This window comes from Paraburkholderia pallida (genome assembly GCF_004524855.1).
Lineage (GTDB): Bacteria > Pseudomonadota > Gammaproteobacteria > Burkholderiales > Burkholderiaceae > Paraburkholderia > Paraburkholderia oxyphila.
On the sequence record NZ_CP038150.1, the window covers coordinates 1,269,406 to 1,295,155 of the forward strand.

Annotated in this window: 21 protein-coding genes and 1 pseudogene; 12 read left to right on the forward strand and 10 right to left on the reverse strand. The window is 67.3% G+C overall.

All coding sequences use genetic code 11. From position 1 onward, the window contains the following. Positions 1–302: 302 nt before the first annotated feature. Complete coding sequence (gene gcvA, locus E1956_RS32190; RefSeq protein ID WP_134756820.1) at positions 303–1,223, reverse strand: transcriptional regulator GcvA; 921 nt, start codon at positions 1,221–1,223, stop codon at positions 303–305. Positions 1,224–1,349: 126 nt separating this feature from the next. Between gcvA and E1956_RS32195 the strand changes: the two genes are divergently transcribed. Beyond that, on the forward strand, positions 1,350–2,126 hold the full coding sequence (locus E1956_RS32195; RefSeq protein ID WP_134756822.1) for a hypothetical protein: 777 nt from the start codon (positions 1,350–1,352) through the stop codon (positions 2,124–2,126). A gap of 72 nt (positions 2,127–2,198) precedes the next feature. Here the strand turns inward: E1956_RS32195 and E1956_RS32200 are convergent, their stop codons facing one another. The 4 genes from E1956_RS32200 to E1956_RS32215 all read right to left on the reverse strand — a co-directional run bounded on the left by E1956_RS32200 (position 2,199) and on the right by E1956_RS32215 (position 8,557). Next, positions 2,199–4,373, reverse strand: a complete 2,175-nt coding sequence (locus E1956_RS32200) for a heavy metal translocating P-type ATPase (protein WP_232071924.1) — start codon at positions 4,371–4,373, stop codon at positions 2,199–2,201. Beyond that, positions 4,370–5,404: an SPFH domain-containing protein gene (locus E1956_RS32205; protein ID WP_134756824.1), complete on the reverse strand. Its 1,035-nt coding sequence runs from the start codon at positions 5,402–5,404 to the stop codon at positions 4,370–4,372. Before E1956_RS32205 ends, E1956_RS32200 begins: the two co-directional genes overlap by 4 nt. Beyond that, complete coding sequence (gene hflC / locus E1956_RS32210) at positions 5,401–6,474, reverse strand: protease modulator HflC (protein WP_197732929.1); 1,074 nt, start codon at positions 6,472–6,474, stop codon at positions 5,401–5,403. The genes E1956_RS32205 and hflC overlap by 4 nt, the downstream gene beginning before the upstream one ends. 97 nt (positions 6,475–6,571) lie before the next feature. Then, the gene (locus E1956_RS32215) at positions 6,572–8,557 is read right to left on the reverse strand and encodes a protease modulator HflK (protein WP_134756828.1); all 1,986 of its coding nucleotides are present in this window, start codon (positions 8,555–8,557) and stop codon (positions 6,572–6,574) included. 336 nt (positions 8,558–8,893) lie between these two features. On the opposite strand from E1956_RS32215, the gene E1956_RS32220 reads away from it, so the two are divergent. Together E1956_RS32220 and E1956_RS32225 are read left to right on the forward strand one after the other, a co-directional pair. Then, positions 8,894–10,309: a GGDEF domain-containing protein gene (locus tag E1956_RS32220; RefSeq protein WP_134756830.1), complete on the forward strand. Its 1,416-nt coding sequence runs from the start codon at positions 8,894–8,896 to the stop codon at positions 10,307–10,309. A 225-nt stretch (positions 10,310–10,534) separates the two neighbouring features. Further along, positions 10,535–12,184, forward strand: a complete 1,650-nt coding sequence (locus E1956_RS32225; RefSeq protein WP_134756832.1) for an alkaline phosphatase family protein — start codon at positions 10,535–10,537, stop codon at positions 12,182–12,184. A gap of 145 nt (positions 12,185–12,329) precedes the next feature. On the opposite strand, the gene E1956_RS32230 is transcribed toward E1956_RS32225, so the two are convergent. Then, on the reverse strand, positions 12,330–13,100 hold the full coding sequence (locus tag E1956_RS32230; protein ID WP_134756834.1) for a peptidoglycan DD-metalloendopeptidase family protein: 771 nt from the start codon (positions 13,098–13,100) through the stop codon (positions 12,330–12,332). A gap of 97 nt (positions 13,101–13,197) precedes the next feature. Next, the gene (locus E1956_RS32235; protein ID WP_134756836.1) at positions 13,198–13,689 is read right to left on the reverse strand and encodes a flavodoxin family protein; all 492 of its coding nucleotides are present in this window, start codon (positions 13,687–13,689) and stop codon (positions 13,198–13,200) included. A gap of 282 nt (positions 13,690–13,971) precedes the next feature. On the opposite strand from E1956_RS32235, the gene E1956_RS32240 reads away from it, so the two are divergent. Together E1956_RS32240 and E1956_RS32245 are read left to right on the forward strand one after the other, a co-directional pair. Then, positions 13,972–14,490, forward strand: coding sequence for a DUF1697 domain-containing protein (locus E1956_RS32240; RefSeq protein WP_134757931.1), 519 nt, complete (start codon positions 13,972–13,974; stop codon positions 14,488–14,490). Positions 14,491–14,611: 121 nt separating this feature from the next. After that, positions 14,612–15,277 carry a DUF2278 family protein gene (locus E1956_RS32245; protein ID WP_134756838.1) on the forward strand — a complete coding sequence of 222 codons (666 nt, stop codon included), beginning with the start codon at positions 14,612–14,614 and terminating at the stop codon, positions 15,275–15,277. Positions 15,278–15,297: 20 nt separating this feature from the next. On the opposite strand, the gene E1956_RS32250 is transcribed toward E1956_RS32245, so the two are convergent. Both E1956_RS32250 and E1956_RS32255 read right to left on the reverse strand, forming a co-directional pair. Beyond that, complete coding sequence (locus E1956_RS32250) at positions 15,298–16,032, reverse strand: copper homeostasis protein CutC (protein ID WP_134756840.1); 735 nt, start codon at positions 16,030–16,032, stop codon at positions 15,298–15,300. Positions 16,033–16,066: 34 nt separating this feature from the next. Continuing rightward, positions 16,067–17,218, reverse strand: a pseudogene (locus E1956_RS32255) (cysteine desulfurase family protein); the annotation flags it as partial. 184 nt (positions 17,219–17,402) lie between these two features. Here E1956_RS32255 and E1956_RS32260 point away from each other — a divergent pair. From E1956_RS32260 to E1956_RS32270, 3 genes are all read left to right on the forward strand, one after another. After that, positions 17,403–17,756 carry a hypothetical protein gene (locus E1956_RS32260; protein WP_134756844.1) on the forward strand — a complete coding sequence of 118 codons (354 nt, stop codon included), beginning with the start codon at positions 17,403–17,405 and terminating at the stop codon, positions 17,754–17,756. Between the two features lie 85 nt (positions 17,757–17,841). Then, positions 17,842–18,897 carry a glycosyltransferase family 2 protein gene (locus tag E1956_RS32265; RefSeq protein ID WP_134756846.1) on the forward strand — a complete coding sequence of 352 codons (1,056 nt, stop codon included), beginning with the start codon at positions 17,842–17,844 and terminating at the stop codon, positions 18,895–18,897. A 377-nt stretch (positions 18,898–19,274) separates the two neighbouring features. After that, positions 19,275–19,712, forward strand: coding sequence for a PRC-barrel domain-containing protein (locus E1956_RS32270; RefSeq protein WP_134756848.1), 438 nt, complete (start codon positions 19,275–19,277; stop codon positions 19,710–19,712). Positions 19,713–19,790: 78 nt separating this feature from the next. On the opposite strand, the gene E1956_RS32275 is transcribed toward E1956_RS32270, so the two are convergent. Then, a complete protein-coding gene (locus E1956_RS32275; protein ID WP_134756850.1) occupies positions 19,791–20,735 on the reverse strand; it encodes a LysR substrate-binding domain-containing protein in 945 nt (314 codons plus the stop codon). Between the two features lie 154 nt (positions 20,736–20,889). Here E1956_RS32275 and E1956_RS32280 point away from each other — a divergent pair, with 154 nt between their 5' ends. The 4 genes from E1956_RS32280 to E1956_RS32295 all read left to right on the forward strand — a co-directional run bounded on the left by E1956_RS32280 (position 20,890) and on the right by E1956_RS32295 (position 25,741). Next, a complete protein-coding gene (locus E1956_RS32280) occupies positions 20,890–21,735 on the forward strand; it encodes an HTD2 family dehydratase (RefSeq protein WP_134756852.1) in 846 nt (281 codons plus the stop codon). A 66-nt stretch (positions 21,736–21,801) separates the two neighbouring features. Further along, positions 21,802–22,962: an acyl-CoA dehydrogenase family protein gene (locus tag E1956_RS32285; protein ID WP_134756854.1), complete on the forward strand. Its 1,161-nt coding sequence runs from the start codon at positions 21,802–21,804 to the stop codon at positions 22,960–22,962. Between the two features lie 19 nt (positions 22,963–22,981). Beyond that, positions 22,982–24,160 carry a CaiB/BaiF CoA transferase family protein gene (locus tag E1956_RS32290; protein WP_134756856.1) on the forward strand — a complete coding sequence of 393 codons (1,179 nt, stop codon included), beginning with the start codon at positions 22,982–22,984 and terminating at the stop codon, positions 24,158–24,160. A 180-nt stretch (positions 24,161–24,340) separates the two neighbouring features. After that, entirely contained in the window at positions 24,341–25,741 is a 1,401-nt protein-coding gene (locus tag E1956_RS32295) for an MFS transporter (RefSeq protein ID WP_134756858.1), read from the forward strand. The last annotated feature ends 9 nt before the right edge of the window (positions 25,742–25,750 follow it).

The following is a 25,750-nucleotide window of genomic DNA, read 5'->3' on the forward strand; positions in this document are numbered from 1 at the left end:
GAGCCCTTAGTCACTCCGGGTGACGTCGCGTGGTGACAGACGCCCCGGAGCCACTCCGATATACAGGGCAGTGGGGGACGGCGTCACACTGGCGGTTTGAGCGGCTTTCTTTTGCCTACTTTTCTTTGCCGCGGCAAAGAAAAGTAGGTGCCGCCCCGCACAGGGGCAACGCCTGCGGCCCGCCGCGAATACAAGTTAAGGCCACCGCCTTAAAACCCACAAAAAATCAACTCTCAACGACGTTGCAAACACAAAAGCGCGAGCGAATCGCACACCGCGATGCCCGAAGGCGTCATCCACCTTCACCCGCCCTGCCCAAGAAAAATCCGAATCTCATCAGCAAGCCAATCGCGCAAAGCGCAAACCTTAGGATCATCGCGACTACCAATGCGATACACAAGATCATGCCCCCGCTCCGACTTCAGACAAATATCCGGAAAAGGCGCCACCAACCGCCCGGCCGCAATATCGTCGGCCACAATCACACTACGCCCGAGCGCCACACCCTCACCTCGAATCGCGGCTTCGATAGCCATGCTCCCATGACTGTAGGCGGACCCACGATCGCTGCGTATACCCTTGATTCCCGCCAGCGCAAGCCACTGCTCCCAATTGGCCAGCATGCCGTCTTCATGCAACAAGGTGCAACGCTTGAGACTCTCGACCGAAGGCCGGCCCGCCCTGGCCTCTCCTTTGGCCTCCCAATAGGCAGGAGTACAAACCGGCGTCACGGTCTCCTCCAGAATCCGCTCGGCAAGCACGCGCGGATACCGCCCGCTCCCGTACCGGATGGCCACATCGGCCTCCCCCTCATTCAGATCGACATATTTGTCGGTCACCTCCAGGTGAACATCGAGCTCCGGGTGCCGAGCCTTCAGCCGATGCAGCCGCGGCGCAAGCCACTTGTTCGCGAAGGACACGCTGGAATTGATCTTCAGCCGCGTAACGCTATCGTGAGCCCGCAGGCGCTCCGCTTCCTTCGTCAGCTCCCCCAGCACGCGAGTGACGGCCAGCAGAAACTCGGCCCCCGCTTCAGTCAGGACGATGCGCCGCGTCAAGCGCTGGAACAGCGCAACGCCAAGGTGGTTCTCGAGCGTCTTGATATGCCGGCTCACCGCGCCATGCGTGACATGCAATTCCTCGGCCGCCAGCGTCATGCTCAGCAGCCGCCCAGTGGCCTCGAAGGCGCGCAGGGTTTGCAATGGAGGAAGCCGGTCGAACATAACTAAGCCATGCGTGAGTTTTACTCACGCATTATATGACGACAAATGGTTTGTCAGACGCGAGAGCCACCTTCAATATCGACAGCATCGTTCAAGGCTGACTCTCTCCGTTTCGTTGCGCTCATCATGGATCTACTCGTTTTCAAGCTCGTCGTCACGCCACTATTGCTGTTGGCCGCAAGTCTTGCCGTTCGCCGCTGGGGCGAAGCGATCGGCGGTTTCATGGTCGGGCTGCCGCTCACCTCGGGGCCGATCTCGGTCTTTCTCTCGCTCGAGCACGGGCCCGCCTTCGCGGCCCAGGCGACGGCGGGCTCGCTCGTCGCGACGGTGGCGCAAGTGGCCTTTTGCGTGGTCTATTGCAGGCTCGCGAGCCTCGGATGGCGCATGGCGCTCTCGGGCGCCAGCCTGACGTTTGCGGTCGTGGCCGCGCTGCTGCAATGGAGCGGGCTGGAGCAAACGGGCTTGTTTCTCCTCGCCATCGTGGCCATCGCCATCGCGCTCAACCTCATGCCCAACACCGCAGCCAGGAGCGCAAGAGTCGATCCGCCGTGGTGGGACTTGCCCGCGCGCATGGCGCTCATCGCCGGGCTCGTGGTCGGAGTGACGATGATCGCGCCTTATGTCGGGCCTGAGGCGAGCGGCGTGCTCGCGTCGTTCCCGTTCATGGCGATCATTATCGCGGTGTTCGCGCATCGCATCGCCGGCCATGAAGCGCCGCAGCAGGTGATGCGCGGCATGACGGCGAGTCTGCTGGGGTTTGCCACGTTCTTCTTCGTGCTGAGCCTCGTGCTGACGCGCACGAACCTGGTGGCCGCGTACGGCAGCGCAATTTTCTGTACGCTCGCAATTCAGGCCGTGTCGCTGTACCGGATGCGCATGCCGGCTGCGCTGCCTGCGAAGTGAGTCGAAAGCTATAGCGAAGTCGAAGGGAGCGCGCGCTCCCTTAACTCCAATCACGCGCATTCGTACCCGGGCTCAGCCCTGCGCATTCCCCGCACCAGCCGCATTCGTTGACGAAGCCGCTGCATCCGCATCGCGCCGCAGCAGCCGCCCGGCATTCGCGATAACCACGAGCGCGCCCACGTTATGCAAGATCGCGCTCGCCACGGCGCCGATCGCGCCGAGCGCCGCGAGCGCGATCACGGCCACGGTCCATGCCAGGCCAATCGCCGCGTTCGCCGTGGCAACGTTCCGGCAATGCCTGCCAAGGCGAATGCAGTCGGGCAGGCGGCGCAGGTCGTCGGCGAGCAGCACGACGTCCGCCGAGGCCACCGCGATGTCGATGCCGCGCTCGCCCATCGCCACGCTCGTCGAGCCCGCCTTGATGGCCAGCACGTCGTTGAGGCCATCGCCGACCACGAGCGGATGATGGCCCGCATCGATCTCGCGCAGCACGTAGTCGAGCTTGTCGTGCGGCAGCGCCTGCGCGATCACCGTCTCGATGCCCACCTCGCCCGCGAGCCGTTGCGCCACGCTCTCGCGGTCGCCCGTTACCAGCGCCTCGCGTGTAATGCCGAGCGCACGCAGATCGTCGAGCGCTTCGCGCGCTTCGGGGCGCAACGTGTCCGCGAAGGCGAACCACGCGAGCAGGCGGCCGTTCAGCGCGAGTCCCGCGCACGTGCCGTCGAAGTCCGCGGGCGCAGGCGGTAGCTCATGCACGTGTTGCACGAGCAGATCGTGGCGGCCAAGCACGGCAACGCCCGCGTCGGTCTGCGCACGCACGCCGAGTCCGCGCAATTCGCGCGCATCGGCAAACGGCACACCCACGCGCGAGGTGTCCGTATGCACGGCTCCCGTACCCACGGCGGCCGTATCCACGGCGCCCGTATCCACGGGGGCCCCGGTTACACCCGAAATCGCGGACGCCGTGTCGATGGACGCAACCGCCCAATGCTCCCCCTCGCGCACCAGCGCGCGGCATACCGGATGCGCGCTGCTCAACGCCAGCCGCACCGCCAGCGCGCGCGCCTGTGCCTCGTCCACGCCCGGCTGCCACGCCACGCGCGTGACGCGCAGCTCGCCGTGCGTGAGCGTGCCGGTCTTGTCGATCACGAGCGTATCGATCTCGGCGATCTTGTCGAGAAACGCCGCATTCCTGAACAAGATGCCGCGCCGCGCGCCCGCCGCAATGCCCGCGATGGCCGTCGAAGGCGCCGCGAGCACGAGCGCGCACGGGCACGACGCGACGATCACGGCAAGCATCGCCGAGGCGTTGGCGCTCACGAACCAGACGATGGCCGCGATCAGCAGCACGAGCGCGAGGTAGGCGTCCATGTAGCGTTCGAGCGCCTGGGTGATGGGCGGCTTGGCGGCTTCCGCGCGCTGCATCAGTTCGATGACCTTGCCGAGCGTCGAGTCCCCGCCCACCTGCGTGATCTCCACGCGCAACGGCCCGTCGAGGTTGATCGAGCCGCCGTACACGCTCGCGCCCTCGCCCGCGTCCTGCGGCAGCGATTCGCCCGTGATCGGCCCGTTGTCGATGCTCGAGCGGCCGTGACGCACGACCCCGTCGGCGGGAATGCGCGCGCCCGGCAGCACGTCGACGAGGTCGCCCGGACACAGCGCGTCGTACGGCACCTCTTCGATCGCCCCCTCGCCGGTCACGCGCCGCACGTTGCCGGAGGTCAGACGCCCGAGCGCGCGTATGGCCTCTTGCGAGCCGAGCACGCTGCGCTCCTCGAGCGCGTGGCCGAAGGTCATCACAATAGGTAGCAACGCGGCCGTCGTCATGTCGCCCACGGCCCAGGCGCCCAGCATCGCGAGCGCGATCAGGCGATCGGTCACGCCGTGCAGGCTCGGCGACTTGAGGCTGTGCCATGCGCCCGCAAACACCGGCGGCGCAACCACCAGCGAGGCCGCCGCCGCGAGCAGTTGCGCAAGCGTCGCGCCACCGCGTGCGCTAGTGGGCCCGAGCCACGACCACGCAAGCGAAAGCAGGAGCAGGCCGCCCGCGACGAGCGCGAGCAAGGTATGGCGCGTAATGGCGCGACGCTCGGCGGCGGACATCGCGAGCGCGTGGACTTCATGGCCGTCGTGCCAATCGTGGCCGTCGTGCCCGTGCTGGCCTTGGTGGCCTCGCTGCCCGACGTGCGCCGCATGTGGCGCGCGAGCGCTGGCGTGCGGCCCCGCCGGTTCATACGGTGTCGTCATGGCGCGTGCCCCGGCAAGACGAGGCTCGATGCATCGTTCGGGTCGATCGTCGTCACGTGTCTGGCCTTCGCGAGCACGGCCTGAACGCGGTCGCGATATGCACGCGCAACGAGCCCCGGATCATGGTCCAGCGCGAGCGCCGCTTCGAGTTGCGCGATCGTGGAAGTCTCCGATTGTGCCGTGGCCACGCGCTCGGCGGCGTTTGCCTGGGCATCCTGCACGATGCGGTCGGCGTTCTGCTGCGCGCCCTGGCGCGTCTTCTCGGCGATGGTGCGCGCCTGGGCGATGTCGCGCTCGGCGTTCTGCATCGAGCTCAGCACGGCGTTGAACGCGTCGATGGCCGAAGCGGGAAACGATGCCTGCACGTCCATGCGCGCGACCTCGATGCCGAGCCCCGCATGTGCGGCGGTGAGCGCGTCGAGATCGCGCTGGACCGCGCGCGCGAGGTCGCCGCGCAGCGCTTCGCGGCGCGCGGCCATTTGCTGGTCGGCGGCCACCATCTCCGGGCGCGCCACGAGAATCGCGTCGAGGTCGCGCTGCGCGAGCGTCTGCGCGACCGCAGCCGAGACGATGCGCTCGAGCGCCGCGTCGAGATAGTCGAGCTGCAGCGCGTAGGCATAGGGATCGGCCACGCGGTAGAACAGCGTCGCGCTCACCTGCACGACACCGTTGTCGCCGGTGAGCACGTAGCCGGACCCGGCGAGCGCGTCGGAGTCCATGCTCAGCTGCGTGCCCGCGCGCGGATCGCGCATCAGCGAAACGATGCGGCGCTCGAGCACGCGCTCGCGGCCCGGCACGAGGCGCACCGCTTCGAACGGACGCGGCCAGGCCACCAGCAAGCCCGCGCCCTGAGTCCTCACGTAAGCGCCAAAGCGCGTCACCACGACGCTGCTGTCGGCGGGAATGCGGCGCACGTTCGACGTGGCCCAGGCGAGCGCGGCCAGCACCGCCAGCGCCGCGACGAAGCGGAACGACAGGCGGACCGCCTGCGCGCCGGGGCCAAGCGCGGGAAAATTTTCGCGCGTGCTCATCGGCCTTGCCCGTGGGTGCGTGTGGGCGGCGCGGCCGTGCCGGCTCCCGCACCCGCATTGCCGCTCATCCCCGGCGGACCCTGCACGAGCGCGCGGAACGGCGCCGCGTCGGTGCGCAGGATCAGGTTCGTGTTCTGGTTGACGACCGAGCCCAGCGTGTCGAGCGAGCGCAGCATCGTGTAGAGCTGCGGATCGGCCGCGTAGCTCTTGCCGTAGATCGCCGCCGCGTCCTTGCGCGACTGCGCCTCGATCCCGGCCGCTTTCACGTTGGCATCGGCGATCAGCACGCGCGCGTCGCGGTCGGCGTCCGAGCGGATCTGCGCCGCTTCGCGCAGGCCCTCGGCCGTGCGCTGCGCGGCCACGGTCTCGCGCTCGGCGCGCATGCGGTCGACCGTCGCCGAGAGCGTCACGGTGGGCAGCGTGAGCCGCTCGAGCCCGACCTGCACGACGTGCACGCCATACGCGGCGTACGCCTGCGCGTCGACCTGGCGGCGCAGCGCCTCTTCGAATTCGCCGATGCGCACCTGCGATGGGTCCGTATTCACGAGCGACGCGAGATCGAAGCCCGCCGAGGTGGTCTGCAGCGCGGAGCCCACGAGCGAGCGGATCTGCCGCGCGGCTTCGTCGGGCTCGTTGCGCACCGCGCGCACGAAGCGGCCGACGTCGCCGGCATTGGCCGGCACGCGCCACGCCACATAGGCCTGCACGATGATGCGCAGGCCGTCGCGCGTGCCCACGTCCTGCAGACCGCTCGAGGTCGTGTGCAGGCGCAGGTCCACCGGCAGCGCCGCCTCGATGGGCGCGGGCAAGCGCCACGCGAGGCCCGGAGCGAGCACCACGCGCACCGGGTCACCGAAGCGCGTGATCACGTCCGCCTCGCCCTCGCGCACCTGCACGAAGCTCGCGACCACGAGCGCGACGATCACGCACGCGAGGGCAAGCGCCGCGCGCAGCGCGAAGCGCGGCCGGTTCACGGGCGCGCCTGTGCCTTGCTCGCCGCCGTGGCCGTGGCCGTGTCCATGTCCGTGATGATGAGAGTGCGCATCGCCGTGCGCGTGAAAGAGGCCCACGTTCAAATCACCTTGTTCAATGTCGATGCCAGATCCGATGCCAATGTGGATGCCAGCGCGTGCGCACTGAATGCGTCCACGCGGCCCCGCGCGCGCGTCACCATGCCTGCCTCACGCCCGCCGCCGTGGCCGGCGTCAGCGTGCGCAGGTCGAGGGTCGCGCGGCTGCCGCTCGCGAGACGGTCGTCGATCACGGTCACGTTCGCGCTTTGCAATCCTTTTTGCAGGCTGTGCAAGTAATACTCGAAGGCGAACGCCGGGCCGCCCAGGCCTTGCGCGATCACGTCGGCGTCGAAGCCCGCCTGCTGCACGCGCGCGGCGGCCAGCGTGTCGGCCGCGTTCGCGCTGCCCTGCGCAACGGTTTCGATCGCCTGCTGCTGCGCCCCGCCGAGCGTCTGCGCGGCGAAGCCGCGTGCCTGCACCACACTCGCCTGAGCGCGGATCTGCGCCGCCTGCACGCCGTGATACGCAGCCGCCGCGCCCGCCGGCGGATGCACGCTCTCGATCACGACCGCCACGACCTCGATGCCGCTCACGAGCGGGTCGAGCTGGCGCTGCACGGCCGCGCGCAGCGTCGCGGCCATGGCGGTCTGCGGGGTGTCGAGCAGCGACTGCAGCGTGCGCGACGCGAGATAGCGCACGACTTCGCGGTTCGCGATCGAGCGCACGGTCGCGTCCAGATCGACGGTGCGATAGAGCGCGGCGCGCGCCGCCGCGTCGGAGAGGCCGATGCGGTAGTCGAGGCGCACATCGGCGCTCACGATCTGGAAGGCCTGCTGGTCGCCGCTCGTGCCCGCGATCACCTGCGTCGTCTCCCACGGATGCGTGACGTCCCAGAGCCGGTTGAGCTGGTCGGGCGGGGCGGCGTCGGCGGCAACGGGCGGCGCGGCCTGACTCGTGTCGTTCGCGCTGCCCGAGACAATCAGCTGATGGACTGCGCCGTTGTCGATCGGGCGCGCGCGGCCGAAGGGCCAGGGCAGCCCCAGATGCAGACCCGGCTGCCACACGGCGACCGGCGCGCCGAAGCGCTCGTAGACGGCGCGCTGATCGGGACCGAGGATCGTCACGCCGCCCAGCAGCCAGCCCGCGAGCACCATGGCCGCGAGCGTGCCCGGCAAGAGGCGCACGAAACTCTGCAGCGCCCAGTTCTGCCGCAAGTCGATGCCGTAGCGCGCGCGCAATCGCTCATCGAGCGCGGCGAGCGGATGCGCTTGCGGGCGCAACGCGGCGGCGACGACGCTACGCAGGAACCACGCATCGTCCGCGCCCGCGGAACCCGACACGAGCACTGCGGGCGCAGTCAGCCAAGCCCATGCCGAACGCATCGCCAGTTCGATCGCGACCGCGCCGCTCAGCACGGCAATCGCGCGTGACAGCCAGTCCGGCGCCGGCTCCCCATGCAAGGACCACACGCCCGCGGCCGCCGCGCCCAGCGCCGCGACGATCAGCACGCGCAACAGCCCCACGAGCGCAGCGGATGCGCGCGAACCGGCGCTACGTTGTGCGTGAAAGCGCTCCGCGACGAGTGCGCCGAACGCGAGCACGAACGTAAGCGCGACGAACACGAGCAACGCGGCCTGCGTGCCGGCTGGCGCCGGTTCGGGCCTTGCCCACGCGAGCGCGGCGAGCCCGAGCGAAACGAGCGCCATGAACGGCACGGCCCAGGGCTGCCAGGGCAAGGCGCGCAACAGGGCGCGCAGGTCGGGCTGGTCGTGGCCTGGAGCCTCGCCGTTCTGGCTGGCCTCGCTGGTGTCGCCATCCTGCGCGGCACGCGCAGCGTCATCACGCCTGAACGCCAGCCGCGCGAGGCCCAGCAGCGTCTTCCACAAGGGCGCACGAGCGGACGGCGCAGCCGCCTCGCGCGCAGCGATGAGCCGCGTGCCGGTCACGGCGATGCCAATATTGAGGCACGCGCTAGCCGTGGCCGCGCAAGCGCGCGCATCGAGCGGCAGGCCCGGCACGCATGCGAGCAAGCCGAGCGCAACACCGAGCCCCAACGCAAGCGCGCCGAGCCGGCTCTCGCCCGCACGGCCGGCGAACCACCCATAGGCTTCGTGGTTGTCGCGAGCTGCGCGATGCACCATCAGGTATCCTTACATAACAATTACGAAAAGCGGGCTAGCGTCGCAACGCTTGTCTGGCGGGCCGAAACGCGCGCGCCCAATGTAGCGCGCTCGATAAGGAAACTCAACCGCAACGCTCGTGCGCGCCAGGCATCAGAAGCCCTTCTTTCCTGTCATTCGCTCCCCCATCGCCAAGCGAATCGGCGCAAAATAGCCGTGCAACCGGACGCGCAAACGTTTCTCCCTTCATTAGCAAACTCACGGCCTGCACGCCTGCTGTCCAGGGCCTTGCGGCAACCCATGCGCGGCCGGCATCCATAATCAATAAACGCACAACAACCAACGCAACGGGACCCCATGTACGGCTTGCTGATCGGACCGGCAACACGCAGGCAGGCGATCTTCGCCGGCCTTTGCGCGCTCGCAATCCTGCTGACACTCGCGCTCGCCGCGCCGCGCGCACGCGATGCCTTGCCCGCCATCGGGCCATTCATGCCGATGTGCGCGCTCACCGTGTTCACCACGTCGTGCATCGCGGCATTCATGCTTGGCGCGCGCTTCGCGGCCACGCGCCTGCCCATGCTCGGCGCGCTCGGGGGCGCCTACGCGTTCACCGCCATCGCCGTCGCGCTGCAGTTACTGATGTTTCCTGGCGTGTTCACGCGCGCGGGCTTGCTGGGCGCAGGCCCTCACAGCGCCGCGTGGATGTGGGTCTTCTGGCACGCGGGCTTCCCCGCGCTCGTGATCGTAGCCGAACTGGTGCGCAGCCGTGCGCCGGACGACCCGCCCGCGGCTCCGGGCCTTGCGGGACTCGGTGCGCGCGCCTGGCTCCTGCTCGCCGGCCCCGCCGTGCTCGCCGCGGCACTGGGTGTGCTCGTCGTTCATGTCGATCTCGTCGCGCCGTGGCGCGCGAGCGGGACCGCCGCTGCTCCCATGCCGCCTGCCAGCATGACCGCCAACGCAACGGGACTCGTCGTCTGCGCGCTCAACGCCGTGGCGATCGCCGTCGTCCTGCTCAAGGGGCGCCTGCGGCTCGTGCTCGACTGGTGGATCGCGGTGGCGCTGCTCGCCTCGCTCGTCGATGCCGCGCTCAATACGCTGAGCGTCGAGCGCTTCACGCTGGGCTGGTACGTCGCGCGCCTGTTCAGCATGTTCGCGCCCGGCGTGCTGGTGTGCGTGCTGGTCTGGGAGGTCACGGCGCTCTACCGGCAGTTGTCGGAAGCGCATGCTTCGCTGATCCAGACATCGGCGCACGATGCGCTCACGCGCGTCTACAACCGCAGCTATTTCGACGAGCAGTTCCACCGGGAATTCGAGCGCGCGGCGCGCGGTGCGCAGCCGCTTTCGCTCGTGATGATCGACGTCGATCACTTCAAGCTCTACAACGACGCCTATGGCCATCTGCACGGCGATGCGTGCCTGAGCGCGGTGGCCGAGGCGCTCGCGCTCACGCTGCGGCCCGGCGACTTCGTCGCACGCTATGGCGGCGAAGAGTTCGCGCTGGTCCTGCCCGGCACCCACGCCGACGAAGCCTGCGCCGTGGCGGAGCGCGCCCGTGCGGCGGTCGCGCAGCTCGCCATTCCCGCGCCCGCCGGCAGGGTCACCGTGAGCGCCGGCTGCGCCACGAGCGGCCCGGGCGCACCAGACGTTGCAGACGGGCCGGCGGCAAGCACCGCACCCCATGCGCTGATTGCCGCCGCCGACGCGGCGCTCTATGCGGCCAAGCGCGCCGGCCGCAACCGCGTCGCGCGCGCCGGCGAGAGCGTGACGTAAGGTCGGGGCCGCTCGCGCATCGGGCGGCGCGCGACACGCGTTCGACAACGCGTTCGATAACCTCGCGAACCTGCGATCAGGTTCGCTCCAGCTTGCTCCACACGGTGCTAGTCTAGCCGCCGAACTCGCGCAGCACGGCGTCAGCGGCGGCTCGCTCATGCCAATCGCCAGCCCCTGACCGCCCGTTCACGCCTGCCCGAGCCCCCTGCCCACATGGAGCCAGCCATGGCCGACATCGCGCACGTGTTCGTCCTGATGATGGAGAACCGTTCCTTCGACCATCTGTTCGGCCTCGCCGGCCTCGACGGCGTGACGCCGCCACCCGCCTCGTGGAACTTCCTGGCGGGCGCCGCCGACCGGATCGCGAGCGACCCGCCCCACGAATTCGACGACGTCGCCGCGCAGATCGGCGGCACGCCGCCCATGAGCGGCTTTGGCACGGGCGCCGCCGCGGCGCTCGCGATGCGCGGCTTCGGACCGGGCACGCTGCCAGTGATCTCGCAGCTCGCCCAGGAGTTCGTGCTGTTCGACAACTGGTACTCGTCGATGCCCGGGCCCACCTGGCCGAACCGCTTTTTCGCGCACGCGGCCTCCTCGGGCGGGCTCGACAACAGTCCGGACAGCTTGACGAGTGCGGCCTCGGAAACGGTCCACAGCCTCGGGTTCTCGTTCGAGAACGGCACGCTGTTCGACAGCCTTGCCGCAGCCGGCAAGAAATGGCGCGTCTATCACGCCGACGCCTTTCCCCAGGTGCTGGCGATCCGCGGCCTCGTGGGCGGCTTCTTCAATGGCGACACATTCCGCACCATCTCGCCGAAGGACGCCGACGACGCTTTCGCACACGACCTGCACGACAACTACGATGTCGATTACACCTTCATCGAGCCGAATTACGGGCTGCTGAGCGGCAATTTCGCGGATGGCAATTCGCAGCATCCGGTCGGCTCGATGCGGGCGGGCGAGCAGTTCATCCAGTACGTCTACGAGACGATCCGCAATGCGCCGGTCTGGCCGCGCTGCGCGCTGCTGCTCACGTGGGACGAGCACGGCGGCTTCTTCGATCATCGCGTGCCACCCGCCGCCGTGCCGCCCGGCGACGCGAACACCAACGGCGCGCGCGCGGAGAAACCGTGCCACTTCGCGTTCGACCGGCTGGGCGTGCGCGTGCCCGCGCTGCTGATTTCGCCGTGGGCGCCGCGCGGAAAAACCGGCAGCCAGCTGTTCCCGCGCGCGGCCGATGCGGCGCAGGATACGGCGTTCGACCACGCGTCGATCGTGCGTTCGGTGCGCGAGCTTTTTGGCATCGGCAAGCCGCTCACGCAGCGCGACGCGACATCGCCCGCGTGGACGGCCGCGTTGCTCGATACATGCCGCACGAGCGGCAGCGACGGGCCGCGGACCCTGGGCGCGCCGCTCACGCCTGCGCTCGCCGCCGCGGGTGCCGCCGCCTCGGCGGCCACGGCTGCGGCTGCGACCGCCGCGGCAACTGTTGGTGGCGCCGCTGTTAGCACGGCTGCGGCCACAGCGGCTCACGCGGGTGCGGCGCAGGCGTCCGCCGCAATCGCTCCGGGTGCCACGCAGGTCAATGAGTTCGCCACGATCGCGCACGCGCTGGATCTGCAGATGGCGCAAGACCTGGGTGGCGTGCCGGCCATTCAGGATCGGGCGTTGTTCGGCGCACGCCTGCATGCGCAGCCCGGTGTGGGCGTGCACGCCACGGCGGTTCAAGCGGGTGCGGGTGCGGGTCCGGGTCCAGGTGCGGGTGCGCCGGCAGGAAGCGCCGCGCACGGCCCCGACACGCAGGCAGTGACGGATTACGTGAGCTATGTCGCCAGGCTGGCGCAGGCGCACAAGCGACGCCACGGCCATCGTTGAGCGTCACGCATCGGGATTGCGCGCTCAGGCCGCGTATTTGAATCGCGCTTTTATATTGCACTGTTATTCTGGATTCCCAGGTAATCTGCACACGCCGAAGCCATACTTCGACGTGACATCCGAATCCCCGCAGCCCTGCCTCGCACTACTCCACGACCGGACCGGAGTCGGCGGGCAGATGCGCCAGCGGATCCACCGCCTGGTTGCCTTCGCGCATCTCGAACTGAAGCAGCGCCTCGCCGTTGCTTTGCGTGCCCATTTCGGCGATGGTGGCACCGCGCTGCACCACATCGCCCTCACGAACGAGCAGCCGCCGGTTGTTGCCGTAAGCCGTCACGAAACCGTCTTCGTGCTTGATGATGACCATGAGGCCATAGGTCTTGATGCTGTCGCCCGCGTAGACGACGCGGCCCGCGGCGACGGCCTTGATGGGCATGCCCGCGCGCCCGGCGATCTCGATGCCGCGTGCGCCGTCCTCGCCGAATTCGCGGATAACCACGCCACTGACCGGCCACACAAATTGCGCCGACGCAACGGCATGCATGGCGCCCGCCGTGCCGGCGGCAGGATGGGGAGCAGCCGGGTGCGGCTCGTCTGCATGAGGAGCGGCCGCGTGGTGTGACGGGGCATCGGGCGGCGCCATGCGCAGCATCTGGCCCACGAGCAGCGGCGTGCCTGGCGAGACATCGTTCCAGCGCGCGACGTCTTGTGGCTTCTGCCCAAACCCGTGTGCGATGCCATCGAGCGTATCGCCCGGCTGCACGCAGTAGTACCCGGCGCTCACTGTCCCGCAGTGCGTCGTGAAGACAGACAAGGCCGGGCCCCCAACGAGCGTGCAACCCGACAATAGCCCGCCAACGCCCAGCAACACGCCCCCTATCGCGCCATGCCAGCGCAGCCTCAAGCTCGATCTCATTAAATTCGTCATCCTGCGTTTAATGCGTGAGCCGAGCATTATGAAAGGCGGGCGCAGGACCTCATCTCAGTTTTACAGGCGCAGCGGCATGCGCGCCTCAGAAGACCCCGAGCGCGAGCCCGGCCGCGAGTCCCGCGCCCAGCTCCGCGCAGCGTTCGAGATCGTCGGCGCCAATGGTCTTGGGCGCGAGAATGCGCTCGGGCGTCTGCGCATGCGTGCAGACGATCACGCCCTGCGCCACCGCCTTCAGCCGCCAGCCCGTGGCGATACGGTCGATCTGGCGCAAGGCGTTCTGCCCGTCGCTGCCCGCGCAGATCATGACCGCGTAGGGGCGGCCGTTCACGCGGTCGAGCGCTGCGTAATAGCTGCGGTCGAAGAAGTCTTTCATCAGCCCGGACATGGCCGCCAGATTCTCCGGCGTCGCGAACAGATAGCCGTCGGCGGCCAGCACGTCTGCGGGCTGCGTGGCGTCCGCGCGCTGCAGCTTCACCGCCACGCCGGATTGCTCGCGTGCGGCAGCGGCGGCCGCCTCGGCCATTTGCTGCGTTCCACCGGTCATCGTGTGATAGACGATCAGCAGCGTCTTCATGCGTATTCGCTCGTCGGTCCGCTGGCGCGCCGGGATGGCGCGTCCCATCGCTTCGATGATACCGCCGCGCGTCGCAACGGCGCTGGATGCGCCCAGCGTTTCGCGCGACGCCCGATGCCCGACGCGCGACGCCCGACGCGCGATACCCGATGCACGATGCACGATGCACGACGCGCGATGCCCGATGCCCGATGCCCGATGCCCGATGCCCGATGCCCGATGCCCGATGCCCGATGCCCGATGCCCGATGCCCGATGCCCGATGCGCAGTATCATGCGCCCCATGCCTACCTATATCGCTCTCCTCCGTGCCGTGAACGTCGGCGGCACCGGCAAACTTCCCATGACGGAACTGCGTGCGATGTGCGAAGCGCTCGGCTTTACCGGCGTACGCACGTATATCGCAAGCGGCAACGTGGTCTTCCAGAGCCGGCTCGCGGCGGCGAGCGTCAAGAAGCGGCTCGAACGCAGCCTTGAAGAATACGCGGGCAAACCGGTCGGCGTGCTGTTGCGCAGCGCGGAAGAGATGGCCGCCGTGCTCGCGGCGAATCCGTTCGCAAGCGCGCCGCCCGAGCGCACGCTCGCGCTCTTTCTGGACACCGCCCCGAGCGCCGACGCGCTCAAGACAGTCAGCGGCCAGGGCACGGAAACCATCGCGCTCGGCACGCGCGAAATCTACGTCTATTACAAGGACGGCATCGGGCGTTCGAAGCTCAAGATTCCCGCGGCGAAGGACGGCACGGCGCGCAACATGAACACCGTGGCCACGCTCGCGGAATGGGCCGCACAAGGGGCCGCATAACGCCGACTGCGCGGGCCGCGCCCCTGCCCGCGCGAGACGCCGCGCAGCACAACTGTCACGCGGTCGTCCTATGATGGGCGGCCCCGCTGCAAGCGACAAGCAATTCCAGGAGATGCCCGAGATGACGCTTCCCTACGGCTACGCAAAAGGCAAGATCGTAACGACGCCGCAACTCAAGCCCACGCAACGGCCTCATGAAGTGCAGTATCACCTGCACTTTGGCCTCTCGGTCGCGGGTGCGCAATGGGACATTGCGGTGAACGTCGGCACCACCGACGCCGACGACTTGCTGAAGTACAGGCTGCCGTTCGACTTCAGCCACCCCGTGCTCGCGACGCTCCAGAGCGCGGCGCCGGGCTCCCACGACCTGACCGGGCAAGCGGCGCTGCCCGCGCTCGACTTCCAGCGCAGCGACTTCCTCGCCAATACCGGCAGCTGGCGCGACAGCGACGTCATGGACGGCTCGGACGCCGTCGAGCCGGTTGCCACGCTGCAGCGCCTGCTGGTGCGAGCGAAGCAATCGAACCTCGACGTCTACGTGTTCGGCCGCTTCTATAGCGAAGGCGACGGCATCCACGACGTGCACATGAACCAGGGATCCACGGGCGAGTTCATTCACCGCCCCGGCAATGACAGCAACGACCACAACGACATCTGGCAGGACGGTGCTTTACTCGTGGATCTGGGTACGCCGCAGTGGGCGCTCTACGTGGCCGCGTTCGACCAGCAACGGCTGCCAACCGACGATCTGGGCAATCCCACGCCAGACGCGAAGCCGATTTCGTAACGACGTTCAGCCGATTGACTTCAGCTCACTGAATCAAGCGCTTGTTTGAACGCTTCAACGAGGTGTTGCGAAGTGCGCCCCGGATGAGCCGGAAAGAAGCCGAGCGCGACGCCCTTGCCGTCGCGCTGCGCGAGCGCTTCGCGGCACGATGCGTGCACTTGCGTGGCGCCGGTCGCCTCGACGATGCGCGCGACGTTATCGGCGCTCACGCCACTGCCTGGCATGATGGCGATGCGCCCGGCCGAGCGGCGCGCGAGATCGCCGAGCATAGCCAGTCCATCCACCGCGCGCGCCGCGCCGCCCGAAGTGAGAATGCGCTCGAACCCGAGCGCGATCGCTTCTTCGAGTGCGCGTGCCGGGTCCGGCACGAGGTCGAACACGCGATGCAGCGCGGTGCCGAGTCCGTGGCCTTCGCGCGCACGCTCGCACAACGTGCGCAGCAGCGCGACGTCGAGATTGCCGTCAGGCAGCGCCGCGCCGAGCACCACGCCTGCGAGGCCCGCCGCGCGCACCGCGTCGATTTCGGCGAGCATCGCCACCGCGTCGGCGCTCGACCATTCGAACGAACGCGCATGCGGCCGGATCATCGCGTAGACCGGAATGGGCGCGCGCGCCGCCGCCGCGATCAGCCCCGGCGTGGGCGTGAGCCCACCGAGCTCGAGCGCGGAGCACAGTTCGATGCGATCCGCGCCGCCAGCAATGGCGGCTTCGAGCCCATCCACGCTGTCGACGCAGACTTCGAGTGAGACCGGCATACGCGTTAAGCGCCGCTTACGCTTCGCGCGCGCAGGCTGCAACAGGTGCGCATTGCGCGACGACCGTGCGTATGCACTCGATCGCGCGATCGACATCGTCCTGCGTCGTATAGCGGCCGATGCTGAAGCGCAGCGTGCGGCTGGCCGCTTCGGCGTCGAGCCCAATCGCGCTCAGCACGTGCGAAGGCGCGCCCGAGGCCGAGTTGCACGCCGAGGTGGACGATACGGCCAGATCCGCCGCCAGCATGAACGGGAAGAAGCCGGGCAAGCCGATGGTGAGGCTCAGCGTGTGCACGATCCTGCGCGCCGCACGCGCATTCTGGGTCACGCCTTCGAAGTCACGCACGCCATCGAGCAGACGCTCGGCGAGACGCGCGATGCGCTGCGTATCGGCCTCCATCGCGGATGCGGCCAGTGCGCAGGCCGTGCCCATGCCCACGATCTGGTGCGTGGCGAGCGTACCCGAGCGCAGTCCCCGCTCGTGGCCGCCGCCATGCATCTGCGGCGCGATTTGCGCGGCCACCTCGCGGCGCACATAGAGCGCGCCAATGCCCTTGGGCCCATAGACCTTGTGCGCCGACATCGACAGCAAGTCGATGCCCATCGCCTTCACGTCGATGGGCGTCTTGCCGAGCGCCTGCGCCGCATCCACATGCAGCAGCGCGCCCGCGGCATGCACGAGCGGCGCGATTGCGGCGATGTCCGTGAGCGTGCCGATCTCGTTGTTCACGAGCATGAGCGAGACGAGGCCGGTGTCGCTGCGCAAGGCCGCCTTGACGGCCTCCACGCCAATGCTGCCGTCGGCCGACGGACGCACGTAGGTAACCGTCATGCCGCGCGCTTCGAGGCTCGCCATGGTGTCGAGAATCGCCTTGTGCTCGAGGCAGCTCGTGACCAGATGGCGCTTGCCCGTGGCCGCGTCGGCGTAGCCCTTCAGGGCGAGGTTGTTCGATTCGGTGGCGCCCGAGGTCCAGACGATTTCATCGGCCCCGGCGCCGATCAGCGCCGCGACCTGCGCGCGCGCCTGCTCCACGAGGCCGCGTGCCTTCGTGCCCGCCGCGTGCGAGCTGGAAGCGGGATTGCCGAATGCGCCCTCGATGCCGAGGCATTCGCACATCGACGCGATCACGCGCGGGTCGGCCGGCGTCGTGGCCGCGTAATCGAAATAGTGCAGTTTGTCGCCCATTGTCCGTCGTTCTGTTGCTGATTGAATGGGGCACCATGCTACGCGGCGGTCCGTAGAAAGGGATTCCATAATTGCGGCCGGCACTCGGCGGCTAAAGAATTATTTTCTCTTCGCGCCGATCGGCTGGAGGCATCGCCGCGACACAGCCACTGGCTGAGACCACCTTCGACAAAATGAGCCTGACGTGAATGGCGTGTATTTCGCCATTTCGGAATGGGAAAAGCGCAATATATGGCGCCGCCATTCAGAAAATAATCCGGCCGCGCCGGAAAGCCACGCCAGCCATCGAGATGCGGCCCCTTCAACGCGGCTTCCAGGTGCCTCGCGCCGCCGCGCCGGGTCACTCGAATTTAGGGCGAGAAACCCACCGGACGCCACTTTGCGGGCACGCGCCCCGTCGGCAAGCCGCAAGGCATGGCGCTTGCTGACGCAACCACGATTTTCTTTTCGAATCTTCGCACGATTCGCGCGCAATTCCCGCCAGATACGCGTTTTCCCGCATTACCCCGGCTTGCGATTTATTTTCAATTTCTTTTGAGTTTTGATCCCTTACCGTCATGCCAGTTGATTGGCGTTCGCAATGCGAACCTCTTCATCGTCCCTCAGGAACAAGGGGTAGGCCCATGACGATAAAAACCAAAGTTTCGATTTGTCTGCCCACGTACAAGCGTCCGGATCTGCTGATCGGCTGCATCGAATCGTGTCTCGCGCAGACGCACACGAACATCGAAATCGTGATCGGCGACGATTCGCCGGACGAGCAGACCGAACGCCTGATCGCCGCGCGGTACGGCAACGACAAGCGCATCGCTTATCGGCGCAATACGCCCGCGCTCGGTCAGTCGCGCAATGTCGCGAGCCTCTTTGCGCGCGCAACGGGCGACAAGATCCTGCTGATCCACGACGACGACTACCTCGCCGGGCACTGCATCGAACGCCTGCTCGCGCAATGGGAGCGCCATCCGGAGATTCAGGCGGCGTTCGGCAATCAATACGAAGTCGACCACGACGGCAGCGTGGATCACGCGTCGAGCCAGCGCATGAATCACGCCTATCACCGCACGCCGGCGGCGGCGGGGCTTCAAGCCCTGCCGGGACGCACCGGCATCGTGCAGATGTTCCCGAACAACGGCTGGCTCGCCGATGCCGCGCTCGTCAAGCAGATCAGCTATGACGAGCAGCATGCCGTGTGCTGCGATTACGTCTTCGGCGTGCGCCTGTGCCTGGCCGCGCGTGGGGTCTGCTACATCGACGAACACGTCTCCTATTACCGAAAAACCGATGTCTCGGTTTCCCAGTCGACGCGCAATACGACTAGCGCGTCGTCGCTCGCCGCCTGGAGCTTCCTCCAGGGGCTGACGCTGCCGCCCGCGCTCGAGCCCGCGCGCAAGCTCGCGATGCGCCGCTTCGTGCCTATCGTGGTGTCGCTCTATGCGCGCAACGACAAGGCGCGCGCCGGCCTGCACCTCGCGCTCGGGAATCTGCATGCATACCGGTTCGGCTTGAGCCCGCGGCTCTACTATCACCTGCTGATGATCTGGAAGAGCGCGCGGCGCGCGAAAAGGCGGACGCCAGCGCTCGCATTCGATGCGGACGAAGCGGGCGTGGAGGTGCCCCCTGTTGCGCCGGTGCTCGATGTCGCGCCGATGGTCGATGTCACGCGCACGCGCCTTCCCTGAGCGCCACGCCGCGATTTTGCCGCCCTCGCGCGGCGGCGGCGGCTCGGGCGCGCCCAGCGCTCCGAGCCCCGCAAGGTGAAAACCTGATGGCCATCGCTGCTTCAGGCTTCGCCCTCCTCCACCATCTAGCTGCTCACCTCGCGCCGCTCCAGCAGCGGAACGATCGTTCCCACGCCCGTAAAAAGAGAATTCCGTGATGTCAAGTGGGGACTGCGTATGCGTCGCCCGTTATCTGTGTCTCCTGTCAGCGCATCAAACCCGCATGCAAGTTACGCGCAGCCATTGCTCAATCCCGCTAGTATTGCAATTTGAGTTTTTCGCGCGGTCCCTGCGGCCGGTTGAATTTGAAGTAGAACCTTGAATCAGGAGCACAGTAAATGTCTTTCCGCATGACGATGTTGACGGCCGCCGTTCTGGCTGCAAGCGTGGTGAGCGCAGGCGCGCAAGCCCAGGTCGCCGGCGCCCAGCCGCTGAGCGTGACGGTCGAGCAATCGCAGGCGCTGCTCGAAGGCTGGAGCGTGAAGAAGAGCGTGCTCGGCAAGGCCGTCTATAACGACGACAACGCCAAGGTGGGCACGGTGCGCGACCTGATCATCGCGCCGGACGGCACCGTCTCGGCCGCCATCGTCTCGGCAGGCGGCTTCCTCGGCGTCGCCGCCCACGACGTGGCCGTGCCTATCGCCTCGCTCGACGTGCGCAACGGCAATCTGTATCTGCCGGGTGCAACCAAGGAAGCGATCAAGGCCACGCCGGCATTCCAGTACGCGAAGGTCGTATCGCCGCCCAAGCCCAAGCAAGCCGATATCAAGCACTAAGATAGTGCGTGAGGCCAGCATCCTCCTGGACTGGCCTCGCAGCAGACCCATGCGTGGCGCCTTTCTCGACGCCACGCATCACCCCGCCGCCAGCCCCGCCTCCCGCAGTTCAATTCCGGTCCAGACGCCGCTCGCGCAAAGCTCCTCGATCAGTTCGCAAAGCGTGCGCCGCACGGCAAGCGAAGCGGAACTCACCGGCAATGCATTCGGCCAGCAGATGCTCGCCGGACGCCTGATCACCGGATCGACGATGCGCCGCATCCTGGGCCGCTCGGCCTGTGCGCGCAACGCCAGCGCCGAAGCGGGCAGAATCGTGCACGCCGCGCCAGACTGCGCGACCGAGAGCAACATGGGCAACGAGTCCACGTCCGCGACGATGTTCAACGGCACCTGCTCGCGCGCAAAGGTTCTTTCGATCAACAGGCGCAGCCCGTTGGCCACGCCGGGCGCCACCAGCGGCACATCGGCGAGCGCCGCCAGCGGGCAGGTACGCGCGCGCGCCGGCAGCCCCGGCTCGCCGAGCACGCAGAGCTCTTCGTCGAGCACGGGCTGCGCCGAGATACCGGGCGTGGCCGTGTCGCGAAACAGGATCGCGAGGTCGAGACGGCCATTCGCAAGCAGTTCGTTCAGGTAGCCGCTCATGCTCTCGAAGAATTGCAGACGGATGCCCGGATAGCGCTCGCGCACGCGCTCGAAGACCGGCATCGCCAGCACCGAGGCCATGGTCGTGGGCAAGCCGATGGCGACCGTGCCCGATTCCGCGCCCACGCCCTCGCGCACCTCCTGGCGCAATTGCTCCATCTGATGCAGCACGAGGCGCGCGTGACGGTACAACGCCTGGCCCGCGGCAGTGGGCTTCACGCCCTGCGGGCTGCGCACGAGCAGCGGCACACCGAGGTCGTCTTCCAGCTTCGCGATCTGCTGGCTGAGCGACGGCTGCGCCACGTAGAGCTTTTCCGCGGCCTTGCCGAGACTGCCGTAATCGACGATGTTCACGAAGTAGCGAAGCTGACGAACGTCCATGGGCGCGGCCCTTGTGATCCTTCCAGTGCGAGGGTCATAGGATACCCTTATGACCGGTACATTCAATCCGTATTTCCGCGCTCCGGAACATTCGCATACAGTCGCCTCATTCCCCTATAGCAAAGTGTTGGCGAAACCAGCATTGGAGACGGCGATGAACACCCCCCTGGCTGAACCGCTCATACAACCGGTCCAGACGGTCACCGACCTCATAGCCCCCGCACCCGCTGGCGCGCTGGCCGCTACGCTCGACAGCAGCCGCACGCCGGGTCTGGGCGACGCACTTCCGCCGATCTGGCACTGGCTCTACTTCTGGACCACCGCGCCGCAAGCCGGGCTGGGCGCCGACGGGCATCCGCAAAAGGGCGGCTTCCTTCCCGATCTGGGTCTGCCGCGGCGCATGGCGGCAGGCGGGCGCATGACGTTCAACGCGCCGCTTACGATAGGCGCGCAGGCCGCGCGCGTCTCGCGCGTGCTCTCGGTCGAGCACAAGGAGGGCCGCAGCGGTCGTCTCGCGTTCGTCACCGTCGAGCACGATATTCAGGTCGGCGGCGTGACCGCCATCCGCGAAGAGCAGGACATCGTCTATCGCGAGTCCGCGCCGCCGGGTCAACCGCAGCCCAAGCCCACACCGGCGCCGGCCGGTGCCGACTGGCAGCGCGAGATCGCGCCCACCGAGGCGCTGCTGTTCCGCTATTCGGCGCTCACCTTCAACGGCCATCGCATTCACTACGACCGCGACTACACACGCAACGTCGAAGGCTATCCGGACCTCGTCGTGCACGGGCCGCTGATCGCCACGCTGCTGCTCGACACGGTGGCGCGTTTCGCGCCCGAAGCCGTCGTGCGCGAGTACAGCTTCAAGGCGGTGCGCCCGACCTTTCTCGGCCACTCCTTCACCGTATGCGGCCGCCGCACCGCGGACGGCCAGGCGGTCGAACTCTGGGCGAAAGATCACGAAGGCTGGCTGACCATGTCGGCCCGCGCCGTGCTCGCCTGAATCACCGGACCATCTGGACGAATCCACCAGGACGAATCAACCAGGAAACACGCAGGGAACCATGCAATGAACGACGCTACCGATCAATACCAGGACATCCGCGAAGCCGTGCGCGATCTGTGCAGCCAGTTTCCGGGCGAGTATTTCCGCAAGATCGACGAACAGCGCGGCTACCCCGAAGCCTTCGTCGACGCGCTCACGAAAGCGGGCTGGCTGGCCGCGCTGATTCCCCAGGAATACGGAGGCTCGGGTCTCGGCCTCACCGAGGCCTCGGTCATCATGGAGGAGATCAACCGCAGCGGCGGCAACTCGGGCGCCTGTCACGGCCAGATGTACAACATGGGCACGCTGCTGCGCCACGGCTCGGCCGAGCAGAAACGCAAGTATCTGCCGAAGATCGCGAGCGGCGAGTTGCGCCTGCAGTCGATGGGCGTGACCGAGCCCACCACCGGCACCGACACCACGAAGATCAAGACCACGGCCGTGCGCAAAGGCGACCGCTACGTGATCAACGGCCAGAAGGTCTGGATCTCGCGCGTGCAGCACTCCGACCTCATGATCCTGCTCGCGCGCACCACGCCGCTCTCGGACGTGACGAAGAAGAGCGAAGGCATGTCGATCTTCATGGTCGATCTGCACGAAGCGATCGGCAAGGGCCTGACTGTGCAGCCGATCCTCAACATGGTCAATCACGAGACCAACGAGCTGTTCTTCGACAACCTCGAAATTCCCGCGGAAAACTTGATCGGCGAAGAAGGCAAGGGCTTCAAGTACATCCTCGACGGGCTGAATGCCGAGCGCACGCTGATTGCCGCGGAATGCATCGGCGACGGCTACTGGTTCGTCGACAAGGTCTCGAAATATGTCAAGGAGCGCCAGGTATTCGGCCGCCCGATCGGCCAGAACCAGGGCGTGCAGTTCCCCATCGCGCGCGCGTTCATCAACGTGGAAGCCGCGAACCTGATGCGTTTCGAGGCGGCCCGCCGCTTCGACGCGCACGAGCCCTGCGGCGCGCAGGCGAACATGGCCAAGCTGCTCGCGGCGGACGCCTCGTGGGAAGCCGCGAACGCCTGTCTGCAATTCCACGGCGGCTTCGGCTTTGCCTGCGAGTACGATGTGGAGCGCAAGTTCCGCGAGACGCGCCTCTACCAGGTCGCGCCGATCTCGACGAACCTGATTCTCTCGTACGTCGCCGAGCACATTCTCGGCCTGCCGCGTTCATTCTGATTGCACCAGGGAGCCTGCCATGCGTCCTCTCGAAGGCATCAAGGTCGTCACGTTCGAACATGCGATCGCGGCGCCCTTCTGCACGCGCCAGCTCGCCGATCTGGGCGCGCGCGTCATCAAGGTCGAACGCCCCGGCGCGGGCGACTTTGCGCGCGGCTACGACGAGCGCGTGCACGGTCTCGCTTCGCATTTCGTCTGGACGAATCGCTCGAAGGAGAGCATCACGCTCGACGTGAAGCGCGCCGAAGCCCTGGAGATCGTGCACGCGCTGCTCGCCAACGCCGACGTGTTCGTGCAGAATCTCGCGCCCGGCGCCACGCAACGGCTCGGGCTCGACTACGAGACGCTGCGCGAGCGCTACCCGCGCCTGATCGTCTGCGATATCTCCGGCTATGGCAGCGACGGCCCGTATCGCGACAAGAAGGCCTATGACCTGCTGATCCAGAGCGAGTCGGGCTTTCTCAGCATCACGGGCTCGCCCGACGAGCCGGCCAAGGCCGGCTGCTCGATCGCCGATATTTCGGCGGGCATGTACGCGTATTCGAGCATCCTTGCGGCGCTCATCGAACGCGGCAAGACGGGGAGCGGGCGCCGCATCGACGTTTCGATGCTGGAGAGCATGGTCGAGTGGATGAGCTACCCGCTCTACTATGCGATCGACGGCCAGACGCCGCCGCAGCGCAACGGCGCGGCGCACGCGACGATCTATCCCTACGGCCCGTTCAAGGCCGGCGACGGCAAGTCCGTCATGCTCGGTCTGCAGAACGAGCGTGAATGGAAGAGCTTCTGCGAAATCGTCTTGCGCCAACCGGCGCTGGCCGGGGACGAGCGCTTCTGCTCGAACAGCCGGCGCGTGGCGCATCGCGCGGAGCTTGGCAAGCTTATCGAAGAGGCGTTTGGCGGTCTCACTGCGGGCGAGGTGATCGAGCGCCTCGAAGCCGCGAAGATCGCGAACGCGCATATCAACGACATGCAGGCAGTGTGGGCGCACGAGCAACTCGCCGCACGCGAGCGCTGGACGCACGTGGGCACGCCCGCTGGCGAGATTCCCGCGCTGCTGCCGCCGGGCGTGACGCTCGCCGATGATCCGAGAATGGACCCGGTGCCCGCGCTGGGCGAGCACACCGATGCCATTCTGCGTGAGCTTGGCTATGACGAGGTGAGCGTTCGCGCGTTGCGGGAGGGTGGTGCGGTTTGAAGGCGTGCGGCGAATCGCGCCGTTCCGATTCTTCGCAAATCACCAATTAGCTAAGCAATACTGAATAAATTCAGCAGGACATAAGCCGCACACATAAGTCCAACAACGCAGCGGCACGAGAAGCAAGAGCCAGCGCACGCGCCCTGCATGCGTTGGCGGCAATACACAGGAGACGACACCATGCAACACGCGGTCAACGCCGCCGGGCGCCTGGACAGGCTACCCATTTCCCGCTTCCACTGGAAGATTCTCGGTCTCATCGCCGGCGGCGCGTTCCTCGACGCCTTCGACATCTATCTCGCGAACGGCTCCGTCGCAGCCATGGTGAAGGACGGCTTCACCGACCTTCATCATGGCGCGATGTTCGTTTCCTCCACGTTCGTCGGCATGATGCTGGGCGCATTTATCGCGGGCTGGCTCGGTGACAGGCTCGGCCGTCGCTACTCGTATCAGCTCAATCTTGCCGTGTTCGGCCTCGCCTCGATCGCCGCGTGCTTCGCGCCCAGCATCGAGTGGCTCATCGCGCTGCGCTTCATCATGGGTCTCGGACTTGGCGCCGAGCTTGTCGTCGCTGCGGGCACGCTCGCGGAATTCGTTCCTCCCGCCACGCGCGGCAAGTGGGTCTCACTGCTCGCGGTCATTACCAACAGCGGCCTGTTCGCGGCGCTCGCGGCAGGCTACTGGGTCATTCCGCATCTCGGCTGGCGCTATATGTTCGCGCTCGCCGGCGTGGGCGCACTCGTCGTCTGGTTCCTGCGCCACCGCATGCCGGAGTCGCCGCGCTGGCTCGAATCGGTGGGCCGACTCGACGAGGCGGAAGCGACGCTCGCCGAAATCGAGCGTGAAGTGCGCGCCCAGACCGGCGAATTGCCACCCGTACAGCGCGCCGTCAATCTGAACAAGGGCAGGGTGCCACTCGGCGCGCTGTTCGCCAAGGGCATGCGCAGCCGCACGGTCGTGGCTTCGCTTACGGCCATCGGCGTCAACGTGGGCCTGTATGGCTTCATTGCGTGGTTGCCGACGTTCTTCGTCGCGCAGGGGCTCTCCGTCGTCAAGTCGCTCGGCTTCGTGTTCGCGATGTCGGCAGGTTCGCCCGTCGGCGGCCTGATCGGCTATTTCATCGCCGACCGCGTGGGCCGCGCGCGCGGCATCCTGATCGCTTCGGCCGTAAGCGTCGCGCTCGGCTGGGTCTATGTGACACTACGCGAGCCCTTCGCCATCATGCTCGTGGGCTTCTGTCTCGTGAGCGCGATCTACACGATCTGCACACTCGGGCTGTTCGGTTACATTCCCGAACTGTTTCCCACCGAGGTACGGCTGCGCGGCACAGGGGTGGCCGGAACATGCGGGCGCGCCTCGTCGATCGCCACACCGTGGCTCGCGCTGCTGCTCTACGAGCGATTCGGCGTCTCGGGTGTGATCGCCATGGTGAGCGCCATTCTCGCCGTCCTCTGCGCGGCCATTCTCGTGCTGCGCGTGGAGACGAGTTGCGCCGCGCTCGAAGACATCAAACCCGAAACCGGCGATGCCCAGGCGCTGGGCAGCAACGCTACGGTCGCGTGCAGTACCGAGGGGCGCTGAGGCTTTCGC

What these genes read in the sequence shown, in the direction of transcription:
- E1956_RS32270 (WP_134756848.1), top strand. Translation starts at nt 19,275, where the DNA reads ATGTCTTTCCGCATGACGATGTTGACGGCCGCCGTTCTGGCTGCAAGC.
- E1956_RS32265 (WP_134756846.1), top strand. Translation starts at nt 17,842, where the DNA reads ATGACGATAAAAACCAAAGTTTCGATTTGTCTGCCCACGTACAAGCGT.
- E1956_RS32200 (WP_232071924.1), bottom strand. Translation starts at nt 4,373, where the DNA reads ATGACGACACCGTATGAACCGGCGGGGCCGCACGCCAGCGCTCGCGCG.
- E1956_RS32250 (WP_134756840.1), bottom strand. Translation starts at nt 16,032, where the DNA reads ATGCCGGTCTCACTCGAAGTCTGCGTCGACAGCGTGGATGGGCTCGAA.
- E1956_RS32285 (WP_134756854.1), top strand. Translation starts at nt 21,802, where the DNA reads ATGAACGACGCTACCGATCAATACCAGGACATCCGCGAAGCCGTGCGC.
- E1956_RS32230 (WP_134756834.1), bottom strand. Translation starts at nt 13,100, where the DNA reads ATGAGATCGAGCTTGAGGCTGCGCTGGCATGGCGCGATAGGGGGCGTG.
- E1956_RS32275 (WP_134756850.1), bottom strand. Translation starts at nt 20,735, where the DNA reads ATGGACGTTCGTCAGCTTCGCTACTTCGTGAACATCGTCGATTACGGC.
- E1956_RS32245 (WP_134756838.1), top strand. Translation starts at nt 14,612, where the DNA reads ATGACGCTTCCCTACGGCTACGCAAAAGGCAAGATCGTAACGACGCCG.
- gcvA (WP_134756820.1), bottom strand. Translation starts at nt 1,223, where the DNA reads ATGTTCGACCGGCTTCCTCCATTGCAAACCCTGCGCGCCTTCGAGGCC.
- E1956_RS32295 (WP_134756858.1), top strand. Translation starts at nt 24,341, where the DNA reads ATGCAACACGCGGTCAACGCCGCCGGGCGCCTGGACAGGCTACCCATT.
- E1956_RS32240 (WP_134757931.1), top strand. Translation starts at nt 13,972, where the DNA reads ATGCCTACCTATATCGCTCTCCTCCGTGCCGTGAACGTCGGCGGCACC.
- E1956_RS32235 (WP_134756836.1), bottom strand. Translation starts at nt 13,689, where the DNA reads ATGAAGACGCTGCTGATCGTCTATCACACGATGACCGGTGGAACGCAG.
- E1956_RS32215 (WP_134756828.1), bottom strand. Translation starts at nt 8,557, where the DNA reads ATGGTGCATCGCGCAGCTCGCGACAACCACGAAGCCTATGGGTGGTTC.
- E1956_RS32290 (WP_134756856.1), top strand. Translation starts at nt 22,982, where the DNA reads ATGCGTCCTCTCGAAGGCATCAAGGTCGTCACGTTCGAACATGCGATC.
- E1956_RS32220 (WP_134756830.1), top strand. Translation starts at nt 8,894, where the DNA reads ATGTACGGCTTGCTGATCGGACCGGCAACACGCAGGCAGGCGATCTTC.
- E1956_RS32195 (WP_134756822.1), top strand. Translation starts at nt 1,350, where the DNA reads ATGGATCTACTCGTTTTCAAGCTCGTCGTCACGCCACTATTGCTGTTG.
- E1956_RS32280 (WP_134756852.1), top strand. Translation starts at nt 20,890, where the DNA reads ATGAACACCCCCCTGGCTGAACCGCTCATACAACCGGTCCAGACGGTC.
- E1956_RS32205 (WP_134756824.1), bottom strand. Translation starts at nt 5,404, where the DNA reads ATGAGCACGCGCGAAAATTTTCCCGCGCTTGGCCCCGGCGCGCAGGCG.
- E1956_RS32225 (WP_134756832.1), top strand. Translation starts at nt 10,535, where the DNA reads ATGGCCGACATCGCGCACGTGTTCGTCCTGATGATGGAGAACCGTTCC.